General features: G+C 71.7%; 17 protein-coding genes and 1 pseudogene. 6 read left to right on the plus strand and 12 right to left on the minus strand.

The window, feature by feature from the left end:
- The first annotated feature begins 96 nt into the window (after positions 1-96).
- Both QNO09_RS25860 and QNO09_RS25865 read left to right on the plus strand, forming a co-directional pair.
- Complete coding sequence (locus QNO09_RS25860; protein WP_283972642.1) at positions 97-507, plus strand: VOC family protein; 411 nt, start codon at positions 97-99, stop codon at positions 505-507.
- Positions 508-628: 121 nt separating this feature from the next.
- Positions 629-1,537, plus strand: coding sequence for a Gfo/Idh/MocA family protein (locus tag QNO09_RS25865; RefSeq protein WP_283972643.1), 909 nt, complete (start codon positions 629-631; stop codon positions 1,535-1,537).
- A 131-nt stretch (positions 1,538-1,668) separates the two neighbouring features.
- Here QNO09_RS25865 and QNO09_RS25870 read toward each other — a convergent pair whose 3' ends face one another.
- On the minus strand, positions 1,669-2,559 hold the full coding sequence (locus QNO09_RS25870; protein WP_283972644.1) for a GNAT family N-acetyltransferase: 891 nt from the start codon (positions 2,557-2,559) through the stop codon (positions 1,669-1,671).
- Between the two features lie 471 nt (positions 2,560-3,030).
- Between QNO09_RS25870 and QNO09_RS25875 the strand changes: the two genes are divergently transcribed.
- On the plus strand, positions 3,031-4,143 hold the full coding sequence (locus tag QNO09_RS25875; protein WP_283972645.1) for a PP2C family protein-serine/threonine phosphatase: 1,113 nt from the start codon (positions 3,031-3,033) through the stop codon (positions 4,141-4,143).
- Between the two features lie 68 nt (positions 4,144-4,211).
- Here QNO09_RS25875 and QNO09_RS25880 read toward each other — a convergent pair whose 3' ends face one another.
- Positions 4,212-4,448, minus strand: coding sequence for a chaplin (locus QNO09_RS25880; protein WP_283972646.1), 237 nt, complete (start codon positions 4,446-4,448; stop codon positions 4,212-4,214).
- A 217-nt stretch (positions 4,449-4,665) separates the two neighbouring features.
- On the opposite strand from QNO09_RS25880, the gene QNO09_RS25885 reads away from it, so the two are divergent.
- The gene (locus QNO09_RS25885; protein WP_283972647.1) at positions 4,666-4,872 is read left to right on the plus strand and encodes a hypothetical protein; all 207 of its coding nucleotides are present in this window, start codon (positions 4,666-4,668) and stop codon (positions 4,870-4,872) included.
- 74 nt (positions 4,873-4,946) lie between these two features.
- Here the strand turns inward: QNO09_RS25885 and QNO09_RS25890 are convergent, their stop codons facing one another.
- The 6 genes and pseudogenes from QNO09_RS25890 to QNO09_RS25915 form a co-directional block, all read right to left on the minus strand.
- Positions 4,947-5,438, minus strand: a complete 492-nt coding sequence (locus tag QNO09_RS25890; RefSeq protein ID WP_283972756.1) for a DUF5709 domain-containing protein — start codon at positions 5,436-5,438, stop codon at positions 4,947-4,949.
- Positions 5,439-5,692: 254 nt separating this feature from the next.
- Positions 5,693-6,594, minus strand: a pseudogene (locus QNO09_RS25895) (HoxN/HupN/NixA family nickel/cobalt transporter).
- Between the two features lie 150 nt (positions 6,595-6,744).
- Positions 6,745-7,593 (minus strand): proteasome subunit beta, encoded by an 849-nt coding sequence (gene prcB, locus QNO09_RS25900; RefSeq protein WP_283972648.1) that lies wholly within the window; start codon positions 7,591-7,593, stop codon positions 6,745-6,747.
- Between the two features lie 74 nt (positions 7,594-7,667).
- Positions 7,668-9,146: a hypothetical protein gene (locus QNO09_RS25905; RefSeq protein WP_283972649.1), complete on the minus strand. Its 1,479-nt coding sequence runs from the start codon at positions 9,144-9,146 to the stop codon at positions 7,668-7,670.
- 104 nt (positions 9,147-9,250) lie between these two features.
- Positions 9,251-11,605, minus strand: coding sequence for a glycoside hydrolase family 65 protein (locus QNO09_RS25910; protein WP_283972650.1), 2,355 nt, complete (start codon positions 11,603-11,605; stop codon positions 9,251-9,253).
- Positions 11,602-12,339 carry a beta-phosphoglucomutase family hydrolase gene (locus QNO09_RS25915; RefSeq protein WP_283972651.1) on the minus strand — a complete coding sequence of 246 codons (738 nt, stop codon included), beginning with the start codon at positions 12,337-12,339 and terminating at the stop codon, positions 11,602-11,604. The genes QNO09_RS25910 and QNO09_RS25915 overlap by 4 nt, the downstream gene beginning before the upstream one ends.
- 530 nt (positions 12,340-12,869) lie before the next feature.
- Between QNO09_RS25915 and QNO09_RS25920 the strand changes: the two genes are divergently transcribed.
- Together QNO09_RS25920 and QNO09_RS25925 are read left to right on the plus strand one after the other, a co-directional pair.
- Entirely contained in the window at positions 12,870-13,547 is a 678-nt protein-coding gene (locus QNO09_RS25920; RefSeq protein WP_283972652.1) for a nucleoside/nucleotide kinase family protein, read from the plus strand.
- A gap of 7 nt (positions 13,548-13,554) precedes the next feature.
- Positions 13,555-14,064: a GNAT family N-acetyltransferase gene (locus QNO09_RS25925; protein WP_283972653.1), complete on the plus strand. Its 510-nt coding sequence runs from the start codon at positions 13,555-13,557 to the stop codon at positions 14,062-14,064.
- A gap of 7 nt (positions 14,065-14,071) precedes the next feature.
- Here the strand turns inward: QNO09_RS25925 and QNO09_RS25930 are convergent, their stop codons facing one another.
- From QNO09_RS25930 to QNO09_RS25945, 4 genes are all read right to left on the minus strand, one after another.
- Positions 14,072-15,910, minus strand: coding sequence for a hypothetical protein (locus QNO09_RS25930; RefSeq protein WP_283972654.1), 1,839 nt, complete (start codon positions 15,908-15,910; stop codon positions 14,072-14,074).
- Positions 15,911-15,957: 47 nt separating this feature from the next.
- Positions 15,958-16,860, minus strand: a complete 903-nt coding sequence (locus QNO09_RS25935; RefSeq protein WP_283972655.1) for a carbohydrate ABC transporter permease — start codon at positions 16,858-16,860, stop codon at positions 15,958-15,960.
- Positions 16,857-17,768 carry a carbohydrate ABC transporter permease gene (locus QNO09_RS25940; RefSeq protein ID WP_283972656.1) on the minus strand — a complete coding sequence of 304 codons (912 nt, stop codon included), beginning with the start codon at positions 17,766-17,768 and terminating at the stop codon, positions 16,857-16,859. The genes QNO09_RS25935 and QNO09_RS25940 overlap by 4 nt, the downstream gene beginning before the upstream one ends.
- Positions 17,769-17,890: 122 nt before the next feature.
- Entirely contained in the window at positions 17,891-19,216 is a 1,326-nt protein-coding gene (locus QNO09_RS25945) for an ABC transporter substrate-binding protein (protein ID WP_283972657.1), read from the minus strand.
- Positions 19,217-19,228: the final 12 nt, after the last annotated feature.

A 19,228-nucleotide genomic window follows, 5' to 3' on the forward strand; every position in this document is an offset into this window, starting at 1 on the left:
GCACCGATCCGGGCGCGGCACACTCGACGAGCCGTTGCCGGTGCCCGGCGCTACGCTGCGCGAAAACGACCCTTTGCCCCTTTCTGGGAGGTTCTCATGGTCTCGCGTCTCAATCCGTACCTCAGCTTCAACGGTGACGCCCGGCAGGCGATGGAGTTCTACAAGGAGGTCTTCGGCGGCACGCTCGCCCTCAACAGCTACGGAGACTTCGGGCAGGCGGACGCTCCGAACGCCGACAAGATCATGCACGGCATGCTGGAAACCACCGGCGGCTTCACCCTGATGGGCGCCGACAACCCGCCGGGCATGGAGTCCGAGCAGGGCAGCTCCTACTCGGTGAGCCTGAGCGGCGACGATGACGCCGAGCTGCGCGGCTACTGGGAGAAGCTGTCCGAGGGCGGCTCGGTGTCGGTGCCGCTGGAGAAGCAGATGTGGGGCGACGTGTTCGGCATGTGCACCGACCGCTTCGGCGTCCCCTGGATGGTCAACATCAGCTCGGAGAGCTGAGCAGCGGAGCCCGACGGTCCGGAACCGTCCCCTCGAGGCCGCCCAACGCGGGGGCTCGAACCCGCCCCCGCCGCTGTCGTGTGGCACGCTCTTCGTCCTGGCAGCGTGGAGAGGCGGCGGCATGCGGATAGGACTGCTCGGCACCGGACCCTGGGCGCGGATGGCTCACGCACCCGCGTTGAGCGGGCACGACGGGCTGGACTTCGCCGGGGTGTGGGGCCGCCGTCCGGAGGCCGCCGAGGAACTGTCCGAGCGACACGGCGTGCGGGCGTACGACGACGTCGACGCGTTGTTCGCCGACGTGGACGCCGTGGCCGTGGCGCTGCCGCCGGAGGTACAGGCCGGGCTCGCCGCGCGGGCGGCACGGGCCGGATGCCATCTGCTGCTGGACAAGCCGCTCGCGCCGACGGTGGAGCAGGGGCGGGCGGTCGTCGAGGCGGCCGAGGAGGCCGGTGTCGCCTCGGCCGTGTTCTTCACGACGCGCTTCCAGCCCGAGCCGGCGGCGTGGATCGCCGAGCAGGCCGCGGTGCCGGGCTGGTTCACGGGGCGGGCCGAGTGGCTCGGGGCGGTGTTCTCCGGGGACAGTCCCTTCGCGACGCCGTGGCGGCGGGAGAAGGGCGCTCTGTGGGACGTCGGCCCGCACGCCCTGTCCGTGCTGCTGCCGGTCCTCGGCGACGTGCGGCGTGTGACGGCGGCGGTGTACGGGCCCGGCGACACGTCCCATCTCGTCCTCGACCACTCGGGGGGCGCGTCGAGCACTCTGACCCTGAGCCTGACGGCACCGGCCGCCGCTGCCGGTGCCGCCGTGGAGCTGCGGGGGAATGCGGGGGTCGCGGTGCTTCCCGACAGCGCCGACGGAGCGGTGCCCGCGCTGATGCGGGCCGCGGACGCCCTGCTCGACGCCGCCCGGACCGGCCGCCCGCATGCCTGTGACGCGGCGTTCGGGCTGCGGGTGACGGAGATCCTCACGGCGGTCCAGGACCTGCTGAACGACGGGTCCGAGTGTGCTGCGCCAGAAATCCGTCGGTAGATCTGTCTCGTCTCGGCGGTCGGATTCTCGCCGCCGACCAGGGGCGTTGACCGTCCGCAGCTCAGCGGGAACTACCTAGGAACTTCCGGCGCGGGACACTAGCCAGGCGACGTCCCCCGGCGACGGCTCCCTTACCGCGCCGGGTCGAAGTTGAGCCGCTCCCTCACCACCGGGTAGCCGGCCTTGGCGAAGTTCGCCGCCATGGGGAAGTTGCCCTGGTCCGTGGCCGCGGCGACGAACTCCGCCCCTTGTTCGACGAGGAAGTGGGTGCACTCGGCCAGGAGGTCGTAGGCGTAGCCGTGCCCGCGCTGATCGGGCAGGACGCCGATGAAGCCGATGCAGGGGCCGGACGGGTTGTGGGCCGGGATGTGGATGCCGGCCGTCTCGCCCTGCGGGGTGTACGCCACCTGCCACCACGCGCGGGGCGAGGGGCACCAGTGGAAGAAGTCGAGTTCCTCCCGAGCCGCCTGGTCGAGTCCGCCCTGCTCGATGGCCTTGAGGGCATGGGCGTCCAGGGTGACGGAGTGGATGCGGCGCAGCGCGTCGAAGAACACGGCGTTGTCCGGTTCGGCGCGGAACTCCAGGCGCCCGGGCCGCTCGGGCAGGCCGCGCTCCGGGGTCCAGCGGTACAGGAGGCGCTCGACCAGGAGGGTGTAACCGGCCTTCCGGGCGGCGGTGAGGCGGGTCTCGGCGGCGGCGCGCAGTTCCGGGTCGTCGCGCCAGCCGGCGGGCAGGTTCAGCTCCAGCTCGACCTGCCAGGGGGCGGAGCGCAGGAGGGCGGCGCCCGCTTCCGCCTCGCCTTCGGCCACGTCGAACCAGTTGAGGTTGACGGGCTGGGTGTCGTCGGGCCCGCCCCACCAGGCGCCGCGTGCGACGACGCGGCCGTCGCGCAGGGCCACCCGCTTCCAGTCGGGGCGGTGCCGGGTCAGCCGGTGGCCCTCACGGGCGCCCAGCGGGTCGGGCAGGGTGTCGAAGAGTTCGGCGTCGCTCGTGTCGAGCGCGCGGATGACCGGATCGGTCATGGGATGTCCTCCGGGACGCAGGCTGCTGCTCAGAGCGCTCCCGGTCGGTCAGTCGAGGCACGCCGGGACAAGGGGGAGGGAGCGCGGGTACGGGGTGAACTGCACGGCTCTGCCCTCCTTCCACAGGTCTCAGGGGCGTGGCGCGCCACACGCTACGGGGTCTCCGACGGGCCGTCCATCGCTTTTCCCGGCCCGGCTCGACTGCTCCTTGAGCGATGGCCGAGCGATGCAGGGTGTTTCAAGTGGATGGGGAGAGGCGGGACTTCCGCGAAAGAGACCGGGTCGGCGAGGGCGGCGCCCGTCCGCGGCATCCGTGCCGCAGCGTGGTCCGAAAGCGCTCCGATCCAGGGCACGGCTCCCACGGGCATCAGGCTGACGCTCGCGCCGTTCCAGGACCTCGGCGGACCACGACGGCCTGCGGCGGCGCGGGCCCGGCGTGCGGCGGCCGGTCGGGCGTAGCAGCGTGGTGGGATGAACAGTGTGCGCGGCCGGCTTGCGCGCCGGGACCCGGACCGGCGGGGCTGGCTGCGCGGCGCCGCGCGGCCGCCCGGCTGGGCCCGGGTGCTGCCGTCGGCACTGCTGGCGGGCGTGTGCGCGGCGGAGCTGATCAGTCCGAAGCCCCTCGACATCGGCTTCCTGCTGGGCGCCATCCCGCCCCTGGCCGTGCTGGCGCACGGACCGGTGATGACGGCCGTGCTCGGCGCGCTGGTGGTGGTCGTGCTGACCGTGCCCGTTTTCAACCTCGACAATCCCGGCAGCACCGACCTGCTGACCGTGTGCTTCGTCTCGGTGCTGAGTGTGCTGCTGTCGTACGTCCGCACCAGGCGGGACGCGCAACTGGTCACCGAGCGGGCCGTCGCCGAGGCCGCGCAGCGGGCGGTCGTGCCGCCTCTGCCGGAGCGCGTCGGGCCGGTGCGCTGCGCGGGTCTGTACCGGGCCGCGCAGAGCGGGACGCTGGTCGGCGGCGACTTCTTCGACGTACGGGCGGGCCCCTACGGTGTACGGGCCGTCATGGGCGATGTGCAGGGGCACGGGCTGTCGGCCGTCGCGACGGTCGCGTCGCTGCTGGGTGCCTTCCGGGAGGCGGTGCTGGACCAGCCGGACCCGGAGGCCGTGGCGGCCCGGCTCGACCGGAGGCTGGCGGTGGACTCGGCGGGCGAGCCGCACGCCGAGTTGTTCGCCACGGCGGTGCTGCTCGACTTCTCCGCCGACGCCCGGCTGGTGCGGATCGTGGCGTGCGGGCAGGCCGGACCGCTGTTGTTGCGGGGCGGGCGGGTCGTGGAGCTGGACGTCGAGCCGTGCGCGCCTCTCGGCCTCAGCCTCACCGAGGCCGCTCCGCCGCGGGTCGTCTCGGTGCCGCTGAGGGCCGGTGACCGGCTCTTCCTCGCCTCCGACGGCGTCACCGAGGCCAGGGACGCCGACGGGGTCTTCTATCCGCTGGTCGACCGGCTGCCGGGCCTCGCCGCCGAGGACCCGGTCGCGCTGGCCGAGCGGGTCTGGACCGACCTCGTGGGGCACTGCCCGGACGTGCGGGACGACGTCACGATGCTGGTGCTCGCGCCCCGCCCGCCCGGAGGGCCCTGACAACGGCGGCCGGCGGCGGCCCGCGAACCCGCGCGGGCCGCCGCCGGCGGCGCCGTACGACCGGTACGTCAGTCCTTGATCTGGCACTCGTTGCCGAACGCGGGGTTCAGGAGACCCATCACGTTGATCGTGTTCCCGCAGATATTGGCGTTGATGTCGATCGGGATCTGGATGACGTTGCCGGAGAGGACGCCGGGGTTGTTGGCGGCGATACCGACGGGGCCGTCGTCCGCGCTCGCCGTACCGGCGAAGGCCAGCAGGGCGGCGCAGGCCAGGCCGGCCGCGGCAGTCACACGTGTGCGCATGGGTAGAGCTTCTGTCGTTCGCAGGGACACGTGTCCCCACCGTGACCCGTGGTGCGCCGACGCGACATCGGTGAGCGGCCGAACGGGGTGCACGGGGTCCGGCGGGGCCGGGTCCGCCCTCTCCGGATGCACGCCGCGCTCCCGCGGGGAATGGTGATATCGGACCCGTTTCAGCACCGGGGCCGCACCAGCGATCCGGACCCTAGGAGCAGAGAACATGTCGACTTCGCAGCCCGCCGCGTCCCAGCAGCCCGAGGACCGCGCCACCCCGGACCGTCTGCTCCACGCCCGCACCGGCACCGACGTGTCGCCGGAGGACCTGGTTCTCGCCTCGGGCAAGGACCTCACCCCGCACACCATCGAGTGGGCCAAGCGCAAGCTGGCGGCGGAGGGACCCGCCGCCCTGGAGAAGCTGCTGCCCTAGCCGGACCCGCGGCGTACGGGAGCCGCCGTGCCAGGACGTGTCCTGGCACGGCGGCTCCCGTACGGGCGGGCGGTTCACTCTCTGCGGTCGTCCTCGGGCAGGGCGAGGTCCTCTTCGACCACGTGCACGGCGGCCTCCTCCGCACCCGCGGCGCCACCGTCGATGCCGACGTCGGCCGCGACGCTCTCCTTCGTGGTGTCGGCGTGCGCCCCCTCGTCCGGGGCGACCAGGCGTCCGGCGCGTGCGGTGCCCGCCTCGGGGTCCACCGGTTCGCCGTCACTGTCGGGGCTGTCGCCCACGCCGTCCCCCACGGGCTCGGCTGACACGTCGGGGACCTCCTGGGCGAGTCGCTCGTCCAGGGTCTCGCCCTCGTGCTGCTCGGCGGCGGTGGTGCCGCGCTTGGTGACGCCGAGGGGCTTCTCCGGCGGGGAGTAGCCCTCGTCGAGGGTGTCGTCGTAGCTCCGTTCGTCGACGGCGTCCTGCAGGTCCAGCGGCGCGGCGTCCTCCTGCTCCTCGTTGGTCCCGGTGGGCTGGTACACGTCGTCCGCCATCGGTTCGGGGCGCATCGGTTCCGTGCCCATCGCTCCTGCCTCCTTGTCGCTGCGTCGACTCGTTCGTCTCTGCTGTCCGTTCCGCGTTTCCCGTAACGCGGGCTCTAACCTCGACGGATTCCCCCGGCCGGGAGGGCGGCCCGACCCGGCGGACCGGCGGAGTCGAAACCGTCGTCCCCGGGCCCGATCCCACCTTCCTCCGTCCGGCGGCTGGGGGCCCGCGCCCCGCACGCCCTGGTCGCACACGGGCGACGCGGAGAAGCAGACCGTCACGTGGCGCAGGGAGCCGCGACCGGGGGCGTGAGCGCCGGCCAGGAGCCTTGCGGCCCGACCGGGTCCCCCGACCACTTCTCCTCGATGCGCCCGACCCTCCACACCACCAGGGCCACCACCCACGTGACGAGGAACAGGGCGACGACCACGTAGCCGAGGACGTTGAGGTCGAGGCCGGAGATCCGGTCCCAGAAGGGGCCGTGCAGGCCGAACTGCCCCGCGAGTACATGTGCCAGGGCTTGGACACCGACCTGGTGACGCGGCCCAGCAGGCGGTTCATGAGCCCGCGGTTGTTCAGCCGCTGTTCCAGGGCTGCCTCGTCGTAGCGGCCCGAGCGCATGGCGCGGAACACCTTCCAGATGCCGGCCAGGATGACGAGGTTGACGCCCGCGATGAGGTAGAGGAACGTCCCCGAGACCGCCGTGCCGATCAGGCCGGTGACGTCGTGCAGCGCGGAGCCGTCGTCGTGCACCGACCCGGCCAGGGTCTTCACGCCGAGGGTGAGCAGGAAGGCCAGGGCGAAGACGACGCTGGAGTGGCCGAGCGAGAACCAGAAGCCGACCGACAGCGGCCGCTGCCCCTCCCCCATCAGCTTGCGGGTGGTGTTGTCGATGGCGGCGATGGGGTCGGCGTCGAAGGCGTGCCGCATGCCGAGGGTGTAGGCCGTGACGCCGATGCCGACGCCGAAGGTCTGCGTCCCGATGGCGCGGTGCTGGGGGGCGACGATCACGACCAGGGTGAACCAGCCGACCACGTGCAGGGCCAGGACGAAGGCCGCCATCCCCCCGACCCTGGTCCACTCCCGCCGCGTCATGGAGCTGCGGACGCGGTGCCAGGCCGTGCGCTGGGCGGGGGCCGGGGCGGGGAGGGGCGGAGTGGACTCAGGGGCGGCCGTCATCGGGGGGAAGGTCTTTCTGTCATACGGACGGCCGTGGTGAAACAGCCTCGTGCCATGCTCCGGCAGCTGCAAGTCATGTGCAGTAAAGCCCGTGACCGGTCTTGTCCATGGAACCGGAAACTCCGCCCGGCGCGTGACTGCCGGCGGGTGTCAGACCTCGGCGTTCGGCCCGTCCGGCCGGGTGTGACGCTGCTCGACCATCTCGCGACTCAGCTCCTCCGTCTCCGCCCCGGTCAGCCGCTCGAAGCCGTCCTCGGTGATGACCGAGAGGATCGGGTAGATGCGGCGGGTGAGGTCCGGACCGCCGGTCGCGGAATCGTCGTCCGCCGCGTCGTACAGCGCCTGCAGGGCGGCCAGGGCCGCCTCACGGCGGGACATGCCCGGGCGGTAGAGCTTCTTCAACGCGCCCCGGGCGTACGGCGATCCGGAGCCTTCGGCATGGAAGCCGAACTTCTCGTAGCGGCCCCCGGTGACGTCGTAGGAGAAGATGCGGCCGTGTGCGCCCCGGGGAGCGGCGGGGTCGTAGCCGGCGAGCAGCGGGACGACCGCGAGACCCTGCATGGCCTGGCCCAGGTTGTCGCGGATCATGGTGGCCAGCCGGGTCGCCTTCGCGGCGAGGGTCATGGGGATGCCCTCGATCTTCTCGAAGTGCGCCAGCTCCACCTGGTACAGCTTCACCATGTCCACAGCGAGTCCGACCGTGCCGGCGAAGGCGACCGCGCAGTGGTCGTCGGCGGGGTGCACCTTCTCCAGGTCGCGCTGGGCGATCAGGTTGCCCATCGTCGCCCGCCGGTCGCCCGCGATCAGCACGCCGTCCCGGTAGGTGAGGGCCAGCACGGTCGTGCCGTGCGGGGCGCCCTCGGCGCGGACGCCGTCCGGAAGGACGCGCCGGGTGCTCAGCAGCTCGGGGCGGTGGGCCGCCAGGAACTCCGTGAAGGACGAGGAGCCCGGAGTGAAGAACTCCGCCCGCAGTCCGCCCTCGTGCTCGCTCGCCGCCATGCCGTTGCCCCCTCGCTCGAGACCGACAACCGACTCCTACCTGAGCCGGGCGGGCGGGAAACGCGTCCGGGACGTCAGCCGCCCGGTGCGAGGCGGACGTCCAGGTCCGAGATCCGGTGCACGGGCCAGGAGCGGGCGTAGCGGGGCGGGGTGGCGCCCGCGGGTGCGAGGTGGGCGACCGGGAGGCGGTCCGCGGTGCGCAGGATGCCGGCCACGGTGATGTTCTCGTTGTTGCCGGACGTCGCCCCCGAGGAGCAGCCGGTGTAGTAGCCGATCGGGAGGGCCTCGTGGCCGGTGAGCAGGCAGGGCGGGCGGACGCCGAGACGGTGCAGGGCGTCGGCGGTGCGGTCCCAGTCGCGGCGGCTCTCGGTGTTGCGGACCACGGCGCCGTTCAGCACGGCGAGCTGCGCCGCGAGGTGCCCGGCCAGGCCGAGCGCGACGAGCGTGACGGCCACCGGACGCCATGCGCCGCCGGGGGCTTTGACCAGGTGCCACAGGGCGTCCGCGACGGGGAGCGCGAGCAGCGCGTAGGTCGGCTGGAGGAAGCGCGGAGCCGCATAGCCGATCATGAAGAGGTACGGCAGGGCGGCCGTGAGGGCGCAGGCCAGCGGGACCACGGTCCGTTCCAGGCGCCTGGCCCGCGCCGCGACGACCAGCCCGAGGCCGGTCAGCACGGGCAGGGCGAACCACCAGAGGGTGACCAGGGGGTGGGGCATCGGCCCGGTGCACGGCCGGCACAGGGCCCGCCCGCCCAGGCTGCGCAGTTGGTCGTCGACGGCGATCTGCCAGCCCAGTCCGCCCTGGATGCGGGAGGCCTCCGCCAGCCGCTCGCCCAGGCCGCCGTACGCGGTGTACGCCTCGATCACCCAGGGCACGCCGCCCGCCGCGAGTCCCGCCGCGAGCACGAGAAGGAGCCGCCAGTGGCGGCGCGCCAAGGCGAGGACGAGCAGCGGCACGGCCACGTGGACGGCGTCGGTGGGCCGCATCCACGCCATGAGCGCGGCGCCCGCCGCCAGACCCCACAGGAGCGCCGGGGCGCGCCGCTCCGCCCCGGCGCGCAGGAAGCAGCCGACGCAGATCAGGGCGCCGATCGCGACCCAGTAGTTGGGCATGGCCTGCGGGCCGTAGAAGAGGGTCAGCCACAGGGAGGCGAACAGGGCCCCGCCGACGACCAGGACGCGGGTCGGGAACAGGCCCCGCCACGCCCGCAGGGCCAGGTAGAGGGCGAGTCCGGAGAGCAGGGCGAGGTAGACGCGCAGCAGCGGGACGGACGACGACCAGGACGCGACCGGCGCCACGAGCAACGAGACCCCGCGGGAGCGGGGGGCGCTGAAGAAGGCCGCCGGGTGGTGGGTGGTGACCTGGCTGACGTAGACGATCTCGTCCCAGCCGAGACCCAGGACGGGCCGGACGAGGGCGAGCTGCGCCAGGGTGAAGACGGCGGCCAGGGCGGCGAGCGGCCGGTCGCCGCGCGCCAGGCGAGTGGTGCGCGGCCCGGCCGGACGTTCGCGTTTTCTCCTTCTGACGAGGATGGCGCTCGCGCCGTCAGACATGGTGCGCCCCTAATCCCGGTGATCGGAAAACACGATCAAGCTAACCCGCGGGGCAGGGGTGCGCAGGGCGGGATTGGGCCAAGTGACTGACCCGGGGGGCGGGCTCAGCGGGTGTGCGGGGCGCGGTGCGGTGGCTGGCTCGGGGCCGGGCGGTGGGGCAGCTCGGGAAGGGGCCGGGAGACGGGTGCCTCCTCGCTCACCGTCAGTTCGCTCCCGTGGTGGTGGAGGGTCAGGGGCTGGCCGGAGATCAGGGTGTACGTGGCCTGATCCGCGGTCAGCTCCACGCGCAGACACCGGCCGAGGAAGCCCACCCGGAAGGCGAGCCGGCTGTAGCGCTCGGGCAGGCGGGGGGCGAACCGCAGCCCCCCGTCGCTGCACCGCAGGCCGCCGAACCCGGCGACCAGGGCCATCCAGGCACCGGCGAGCGAGGCGATGTGCAGTCCGTCGCGGGTGTTGTGCGCCAGGTCGCCGAGGTCCATCAGCGCGGCCTCGGCCGTGTAGTCGACCGCCAGGCCGAGATGGCCGGCCCGGGCGGCCATGACGGCCTGGACGCAGGCGGACAGGGAGGAGTCCCGGACGGTCAGCGGCTCGTAGTAGGCGAAGTTGCGGGCGATCTGCTCCTCGTCGAAGTACTCCTCGAAGAAGCTGCCGCAGGTGTACATCGCCAAAACCAGGTCCGCCTGTTTGACGACCTGCTTGCGGTACAGGTCGAAGTAGGGGAAGTGGAGCATCAGGGGGTAGTGGTCCGGGCCGGTGCGGTCGAAGTCCCAGCGCTGGTAGCGGGTGAAGCCGGCGTGCTGTTCGTGCACCCGCAGTTCCTCGTTGTACGGGACGTGCATGGCCTCGGCGGCGTCCCGCCAGGCGGCCCGCTCCTCCTCGTCGGCGCCGAGCCGCGCTGCCTCGTCCGGGTGGCGCTTGCAGGCGTCGGCGGCGGCGAGCAGGTTCGCCCGGGCCATGAGGTTGGTGTACGTGTTGTCGTCGGCGATGGCGCTGTACTCGTCCGGGCCGGTGACGCCGTCGATGTGGAAGGCGCCCCGGTCGTCGTGGTGACCGAGGGAGCGCCACAGGCGGGCGGTCTCCACCAGCAGCTCCACACCGACCTCGCGTTCGAAGGTCTCGTCGCCGGTGACGGCCACGTACCGCACGACGGCGTCTGCGATGTCCGCGCCGACGTGGAAGGCCGCCGTGCCGGCCGGCCAGTACGCGGAGCCCTCCGAGCCGTCGATGGTGCGCCAGGGGAACGCCGCGCCGCGCAGGCCGAGTTGGGCGGCGCGTTCCCGGGCGGCGGGCAGGGTGTCCAGGCGCCAGCGCAGCGCCTCGGCGGCGGACTTCGGCGCGGTGTGGGTCAGCAGCGGCAGTACGAACGCCTCGGTGTCCCAGAAGGCGTGGCCGTCGTAGCCGGAGCCGGTCAGTCCCTTGGCGGGAATGGCGCGCTGTTCGGCGCGGGCTCCGGCCTGGAGCACGTGGAAGAGGGCGAAGCGGACGGCCTGCTGGATCTCCTCGTCACCGTCGATCTCGACGTCGGCGCGCGACCAGAAGTCGTCGAGGTAGGCCCGCTGTTCCTCCAGCAGCCCCTGCCAGCCGCTGTGGCCGGCCGCCGCCAGGGCCGCCTCGACCTGGTCGCTCATCGCGGGCCGGGAGCGGGCACCGGACCAGCCGTGCGCGACCAGCTTCTCCACGCGCAGCCGCTCCCCCGGTTCCAGAACGGAGGTGATGGTCAGCCGGGCCACGTCCACGTTGGACTCACTGCTCGTGGTGGTCCGTTCGGGTCCGGTGACGGTGTGGTCGGCGGCCACGGCGACCCTGAGGCCGCTGCGGCGCGTGCGGTGGATCAGGCGCAGCCGGCTGCCCGCGGCGAGGTCCTCCTCCGATTCCAGCGGCGACTTCAGCGCCTTGGCGGCGCGCGGGTCGCCGTCCGGTTCGGGCAGGCTCTCGTTGGCGACGAGTTCCGACTGGACGACCACGCGGGTACGGCTGTCGACGGGCTCCACCTCGTACGCCACGGCGGCTATCGCGCGCTGGGTGAGGGACACCAGGCGCGTGGAGCGCACCCGAACGGTGGAGCCGGCCGGGGAGGTCCATTCACAGATCCGCTCCAGGACGCCCCGCCGCAGGTCGAGGGTCCGCTCGTGGGTGACGAGCCGCCCGTAGCGCAGGTCGAACGGCTCGTCGTCGACCAGGAGGCGCAGCACCTTGCCGTTGGTGACGTTGATGGACGTCTGGCCGGACTCCGGGTAGCCGTAGCCGGCCTCGGCGTACGGCAGTGGGTGCAGTTCGTGGACGCCGTTGAGGTAGGAGCCGGGCAGGCCGTGCGGTTCACCCTCGTCGAGGTTGCCGCGCCAGCCGATGTGGCCGTTGGACAGGGCGAACACGGACTCGCTCTGCGCCAGGACGTCCAGGGTGAGTTCCGGCTCGCGGACGGTCCAGGGCTCGACGCCGTACGCCCGCCGGGTGATCACCGCGTGTCCTCCAGTTCGGCGAGGTCCTTCACCACGATGTCGGCGCCGTGCCGGTACAGCGCGTCGGTCTGCCCGACCCGGTCGACTCCGACGACATACCCGAAACGGCCCGCACGGCCCGCGTCCATACCGGCCAGGGCGTCCTCGAAGACGGCCGCGGCGGAGGGCTCGACACCGAGGTCCTCGGCGGCGGCGAGGAAGGTGTCCGGGTGCGGCTTGCCGGGCAGCTTGCGCTCGGCGGCGACCACGCCGTCGATGCGTACGTCGAAGAAGTGCTCGGCGCCGATCGAGCGGAGCACGTCGCGGCAGTTGGCGCTGGAGGAGACGATCGCGGTACTGAGGCCGCGCGCGCGGACGGCCTCCAGATAGCGCAGGGTGCCGTCGTAGGCCTCGACGCCGTCGGTGCGGATCTTCTCGAGGACCAGGTCGTTCTTGCGGTTGCCCAGGCCGTGCACGGTCTCGGCGCCCGGTGGGTCGTCCGGGTCGCCGCCGGGCAGGTCGATGCCGCGGGAGGCGAGGAAGGCACGCACACCGTCGGCGCGTGGTCGCCCGTCGACGTACTCGTCGTAGTCCGCCGCCTCGAACGGCCGGAAGTCCGCGCCGTCACGCTCGCGCAGGAAGGCGTCGAACATCTCCTTCCAGGCGGCGGCGTGCACGACGGCCGTCTTGGTGACGACGCCGTCGAGGTCGAAGAGACAGGCGTGGATGTCTTCGGGAAGACCGAGTTGCGTCATACAGGTTGCGTTCCCCACCCGGCGACGTTCCAGTGAGTGGCGCACGCCACACGCCGGGGGCGCGAGGGTGCCGGGCTGCGAGAGCGCCCGGGGCGCGAGGGCAGGAGAATGCCCGGGATACAAAGGCCGCCCGGCACACAAGGGCGCCGGGCTACGAGAGCACCCAGGACGCGGGAGCACGAGGACGCCCGGGATACAAAGGCCGCCCGGCACACAAGGGCGCCGGGCTACGAGAGCACCCAGGACGCGGGAGCACGAGGACGCCCGGGATACAAAGGCCGCCCGGCACACAAGGGCGCCGGGCTACGAGAGCACCCAGGACGCGGGAGCACGAGGACGCCCGGGATACAAAGGCCGCCCGGCACACAAGGGCGCCGGGCTACGAGAGCACCCAGGACGCGGGAGCACGAGGACGCCCGGGACGCGAGGCGCCGGGAGCGCGTGGATGCCCGGGACACGGGGGTGCCGCGACGCGAAGGTGCCCGGGACGCCCGGTGCTCCGGTCCGGGCGCGGGTGGCAGACTCTCCCCGTGCCGCTCACCTTCGACGACCTCGTTCACCGCGCCCGGGCCCTCCCGCGGGGCGGCCGGCGCGCGATCCTCGGTATCGCGGGCAGCCCCGGCTCCGGCAAGTCGACGCTCGCCGAGCACCTGGTGCGGGAGCTGCACGGCACCGGCGCCCCCTGGGTCGCGCACGTCCCCATGGACGGCTTCCACCTCGCCGACGCCGAACTGGAGCGCCTCGGCCGCCGGGACCGCAAGGGCGCCCCCGACACGTTCGACGCGGCCGGCTACGCGGCCCTGCTGCGGCGGCTGCGCGACGAGCCCGGCGACGACGTCGTCTACGCCCCGGGCTTCGAACGCGTCCTGGAGCAGCCGGTCGCGGGCGCGATCCCGGTGCCGGCGGCGGCCCGTCTGGTCATCACCGAGGGCAACTACCTGCTCCTGGACACCGGCGCCTGGAGCCGTGTCCGTCCCCTCCTCGACGAGGTGTGGTTCTGCGAGCCGCCCGAGCACGAACGCACCCGCCGGTTGGTCGCCCGGCACGAGCGGTTCGGCAAGACGCACGAGGAGGCGGTGGCCTGGGTGTCCCGCTCGGACGCGCGCAATGCCGAGCTGGTGGCCGCGACCCGGGGGCGGGCGGACCTGGTCGTCCCGGAGCCGGCGCTGCCTCGCGTGCAGGCATGGCCGGGGCGGGGCGAGGCATGATCTGCCCATGATCAGACACGCCACCCCGGACGACGTCCCCGAGATACGGGCGATGATCCGTGAACTCGCCGCCTACGAGAGGGCCCCCGAGCAGGCCCGGGCGGCGGAGGAGCAGCTGCGTGAGGCCCTGTTCGGTGCGTATCCGGCCGCCCACGCGCTGATCGCCGAGGACGACGACACGGGTGGGACCGTGGGCTTCGCCCTGTGGTTCCCGCGCTTCTCGACCTGGACGGGCACGCGCGGCATGCACCTGGAAGACCTCTACGTACGGCCGCAGGCGCGCGGCGCGGGGCACGGCAAGGCCCTCCTCGCGGCCCTCGCCGCGACCTGCCGGCGCACCGGCTACGACCGCTTCGAGTGGTGGGTCCTGGCCTGGAACACGCCGACCATCGACTTCTACACGTCGCTCGGGGTGGAACTGCTGGACGAGTGGAAGGTGTGCCGGCTCAGCGGCGAGCCCCTCGGGGAACTCGCCGCTCAGGCGCCGCAGGTCGTGGACCCGGCCGGCGAGGGGTGAGCCGTTCTCAGGCGGACAGGGTCAGTTCCGGTTCCCCGCTCGCGTCGCCCGCGGCCTCGCCGATCACCGCTGTGAACGCCTCGGTGCGGACCCGGAGGGCAGTCCCGACGCGCGCGAAGACCGGCGTGAAGGCGTCGGCGCCCGGGCCGTAGCGGACCGCGAAGACGTGCAGGTCCTCGGGGGTGCCGGGGGCCGGCTGCGCCTCCAGGGCCGTCGAGGCGACCAGGTGGCTCCAGCCCTCGTCGGGGTTGCCGTAACCGCGGGGGTCGGCGGCCAGGGCGAAGGCGGCCTGTTCCTGGGTGACGGGCGTGCGGGCGTCGAAGTGGTGCGGATCGTCCGGGGTGGGGTGGGTCAGGCGCAGATCCCCCGCCGATGTCACCCGGGGCTCGGCGGTCCTGCGGACCCGGTCCCCGTCGTCGGCGGCGTAGGGCAGACCGGCCAGCAGGTACGGCGTGCCGGGGAGGCGTTCGACCGCGACCGTCATCCACAGGGTTGTGCCGTCGGTGACGTACAGGGACTGGACGTGGCGCAGGACATGGTCGCGGCCGACCACCGGTTTCGTGACCAGCTTCGCCCTCAGGCCGCCCTGTGCCACCACGTCCCGCACGCGGACCTCGCCCATCGGGCGGCACAGCAGGAAACCGTCGGTCACCGGCCCGAAGCCGTGCTGGCGCTGGACGGCGGCGGGCAGATAGTAGACGCCCGCGGCCTCGACCAGCGAGGGGGTCATGCGGGTGTCGAAGGCCACCGAGACCGTGCCCGCGCGCAGTTGGTGGCGGACCGGCGTCGTCGACGGGGTGCGGTGCCAGCGCGTGGTGTCCTGGATCTGCCAGACCAGCATCCACGCGAAGTGGCCGTCGACGCCGCCGTCATCCTTGCGGGCGTGCCGGGCCCAGCGGCTGTCGCCCCGGTAACGGCCCAGGTCGGAGCCGATGCGGGCGCCGAAATAGCGCAGGCCCAGCACCGATTCGAACGCGGAGTGCTGCTCGCTGTAGCGGGGGCCGCCGTTGTCGAAGCCGCCGCATGTGAGGCGGGCGTCGAGGTAGCGGGCGAGCGCCTCGCCGTCCTCGGCGAACCTCTCCTCACCGCTGACCCGGTGGGCCTGGGCGAGGAAGGACAGGGAGATCGGACCGTAGTTGTTGTCGTAGGCACCGCCGTGCTCGGGCGGCAGCAGCGCGCCCCGGTCGGCGACCCGGTGGGCGCGGATCTCGTCCTCGTACAGTCGCAGGGCCTCGCGCCGCACCGAGTCGCCGACCTGCGGGGAGGGCAGGTGCCGGGCCAGCATCAGGCCGGCGACGACACAGCCGATCGCCTGGTTGCCGGCCTCCTGCGGGTTGAAGAACGTGGCCTCCGTCAGCCAGCGCCAGTAGCCGTGCGCCACCTCGACGAGCCGGGTGCGCTGCGCCTCGTCGACGAGGCCGTCGGCGGTGTCCAGGACGTTGACCGCCTGGAGCAGCGCCCACACCGTGCTCGGCCAGTCACCGATGGGGTGGGCGCCGGATGCCAGGGTGTAACGGGCGTACGGCAGGCCGGAGTTGCGCACCCGCAGATTGGGGTAGCCGGGGTTGTCCTCGGTGTAGACCCGTTCGTCCAGGTGGAAGGTGAGGCTGCGGCGCACCGCGGCGGGCAGCCGGGGGTCCTTGCCGCGCTGCCAGGCCAGGGCCAGCAGGGAGGTGATGCCGAGGGACGTATCGCCGATGTCGTCGACGCAGTCGGGGTGCTCGAGGTTGCCCTCCGGCGTCATACGGGCCAGGGCCTGCTCGGTGACGTCGGCGAGGACGGCGTCGTACGCCTCCGGGGTGTCCGGGAGGTCGTGCAACGGGCCGCGCTGGTGAGGGAGGTGCACGGGTGGATCAGCCCTTCATGCCTGGGACGGCCATGCCGCGGGCACGGTCAGTCCTTCAGTCCGGCGTTGATGTCGGCGTTCATGACGTAACGCTGGAACACCAGGAAGACGACGATCAGCGGGATCATGGAGATGACCGATCCGCCGAGCACCACCGACCAGTTGATGTTCTGCGCCCCGACGAGGCTCTGGATGCCGATCTGCACGGTGAACTTGTCGGGGTCGTTGAGCATCAGCAGCGGCCAGATGTAGTCGTTCCACCGCCACTGGAACGACAGGATGGCGAGCGTCAGCATGATGGGCCGGGAGATCGGCACCATGATCCGCAGGAAGATCGACAGTTCGCGGGCACCGTCGATGCGAGCGGCCTCGATGAGCTCGTCGGGGACCGTCAGGAAGAACTGGCGGAACATGAAGCACCCGGTCGCGGTGAGCACGGCCGGGAGGATGATACCGGCGAGCGAGTTGTACAGGCCGAGGTCGCGGACCACCAGGAACTGCGGGGCGAGCATGACCTCGGAGGGCAGCATCGTGGTGGCCAGAATGCCCACGAAGAAGACCTTGAGCCACTTGTTGTCGTACTTGGCCAGCGCGTACCCGGTGCAGCAGCTGACTCCCACCGTGAGGATCGTCGCGATCACACACACGATGGCCGTGTTGATGAAGTACCCGGAGAAGTTGGCGCTGTCCCACGCCGCCTCATAGCCCGACAGGGTGGGGTCGTGCGGAAGCAGCGTCAGCGGAAGGGAGAACAGGTCTCCCGCCGGCTTGAAGGAGCTGAGGACGAACCACAGCACCGGCAGCCCGTAGAGGGCCGCCAGGACCCACAGCAGTGTCGTCGCGGGCACCGCGCGCCGAAGCCCGCCGCCGGCCGTGCCGCGGGGCCGCTTCTTGCCGACAGCCCGTCCGGCCTTGGCGTCGACGGGGCGTGGCATGTCTGTGGTTGTCATCGGTTCTCCACCCGCCGGTTGACGACCAGCTGGATGATCGCGACGGCCATCAGGATGAGCATGAGCACGAACGACGCGGCGCTCGCGTAGCCGATCTGGCCCGATTTGAAGCCGGTCTGGTAGATGTACTGAACAAGCAGGTTGTTCGACGTTCCGGGTCCGCCGTTGTTGAGGGCGGCGAACAGCGGGTATTCCTTCATCGCGTGGATCGTGTTGAGCAGGATGACGATGAAGGAAGTGGGCGCGATGCTCGGCAGTGTGATGCTGACGAACTGGCGCCACGGACCGGCGCCGTCGAGCGATGCCGCCTCGTAGTACGACACCGGTACGTTCTTGATCGCCGCGATGAACAGCAGCATCGAGAAGCCCGTCCAGGCCCAGGATGCCGCCACCACCACCACCAGCAGCGACAGGTCCGCGTTCGACTGCCACGGAACGGCACTTCCGCCGAGCTGCTCGATGAGGTAGTTGACCAGTCCGAAGTTCTCACCGAACAGCCACCGCCACAGGACACCCACGACGATGGGCGACAGAAGCCACGGGATGAAGAAGAAGACGCGGGCGACCGACACGCCCTTGGCGTGCTTGCTCACCAGCACGTTGGCGATGAGCAGCGAGAACACGAAGTTCAGCGGGACGAAGAGCACGGTGTACAGCAGCGTCCGGGTCAGCGCGTCGAAGAAGGTGGAGTCCCCGAACAAGTGCTGGTAGTTGTCCAGTCCGATGAACTGGAACGCCCCTACGCCCGTGTAGTTCGTGAAGGAGTAGACGAACCCGATCACCGCCGGCCAGACGAAGAACAGCGCGAAGAGCACGACGTTGGCCGTGATGAGGACGAGCGGCGCGACGGTGTACTTACTGCGTCTCCTGGGCGGGCTCGCGGACACGTCCGGGGCGCGTTTTGTCATCTTCCTGACTCCGTGCTGGTGGAATGGGTTCCTGTGGGCTCAGGCCATGAGCCCGGCATCGCGTGGGTCCCGAGGCCGGGCGGCGGTGTCTCGACCCGCCGCCCGGGCCTGTGGGCCTGCGCTCAGCCGCCGACCTGCTGGTTGTAGCCGGCCACGATGTTGTCCAGCGCCTTGTCGACCGACTGCTGGCCGTTGATCGCCTTGCCGAGCTCCGTCTTGGTCGGGTCCTCGGTGAGACTCTTGCCCTTCAGCACCCAGTTCGTCTGCGCGGTGTTGAAGTAGCCGGAGATCGGGGCGTACAGCGGGATCGACTCGTTGTACAGCTTGAACGCCGCCTGCGCCGCCTCGGACTCGAAGGGGTACTTCGGGTTCAGGCCGCTCTCGACGGGCAGGAACCCTGACGCCTCGCACAGCGCCTTGTAGTGGGCCGGCTCGTACAGCCAGGACAGGAACTTCGTCGCGGCGGCGGCCGCGTCACCGTTGTTGTTGAAGCCCACCGTCATGCCGCCGCTGTTGACGTCGCTGGCCTGGACCGGCTCGGCGGGAGTCGGGACGCTCGCCCACTCGAACTTCTTGATGCTCTCCGCGAAGGCGGGAACCTGCCACACGCCGGACCAGTAGGCGACCACGTCACCGCTCTGGAACATGGCCGACGGGTCGGCACCGCTGGTCCACACCGACTTCGGCATGGTCTTGTCGTCGTTCATCTCGACGAAGCGCTTCACGGCCTTCTTGGTCGCGGCGTCCACCGAGAACGTGCCGGAGGAGTCCGCGTGGACGTACTTCCCTCCGAGCTCGTACACCATGGCGCGGAGCCGGGAGGGCGACTGGTCGAACGTGAGGGAGTACTTGGCGCCGGTCTTCTCCCGGACCTTGTCCGCCGCCTTGACGAATTCGGTCCAGGTCCAGGTCTTCTGGGGCGAGGACGGGAAGGAGACGCCGGCCTTCTCGAAGAGCGACTTGTTGATGAACAGGCCGGACGCGGTGACGTCCGAGGGGATGGACAGCACCTTCCCGGACGAGTCCTTGGCGATGAAGTTCTTGTTGATCTTGTTGTTCTTGTTGTTGGCGATGGAGCCGAGGTCGATCAGCTTGTTCGCCCAGATCGGGTCCAGCTTCGGCACGGCCGCCACGTCGGGCAGGGAGTTCGCCTGCGCGGCGTTGCGCAGCTTCGCGTCGTAGCCGTCATAGGGGATGTTGACGAGCTTGACCGTGACGCCGGTTTCCTTCTTGTACTGCGCCACCATCTTCTTCCAGCCCGCGTCCTGCCCCGGAACCGTGGAGATCCAGAACGTCAGCGACTTGGAGGTCCCACCCGAGCCGGAGTCCGAGCCACCACAGGCGGAGAGCAGGAGGGCACCTGCCGTTGCCACGGCAGCGAGGGGAACAACGCGGCGTATGCCGCCGCGGCCGAGTCGGCGCGAGCGCCGCACACCCAGACTGGTCATCTTCAATCCCTT

The organism is Streptomyces sp. 378, from assembly GCF_030124145.1.
Taxonomy (GTDB): Bacteria; Actinomycetota; Actinomycetes; order Streptomycetales; family Streptomycetaceae; genus Streptomyces.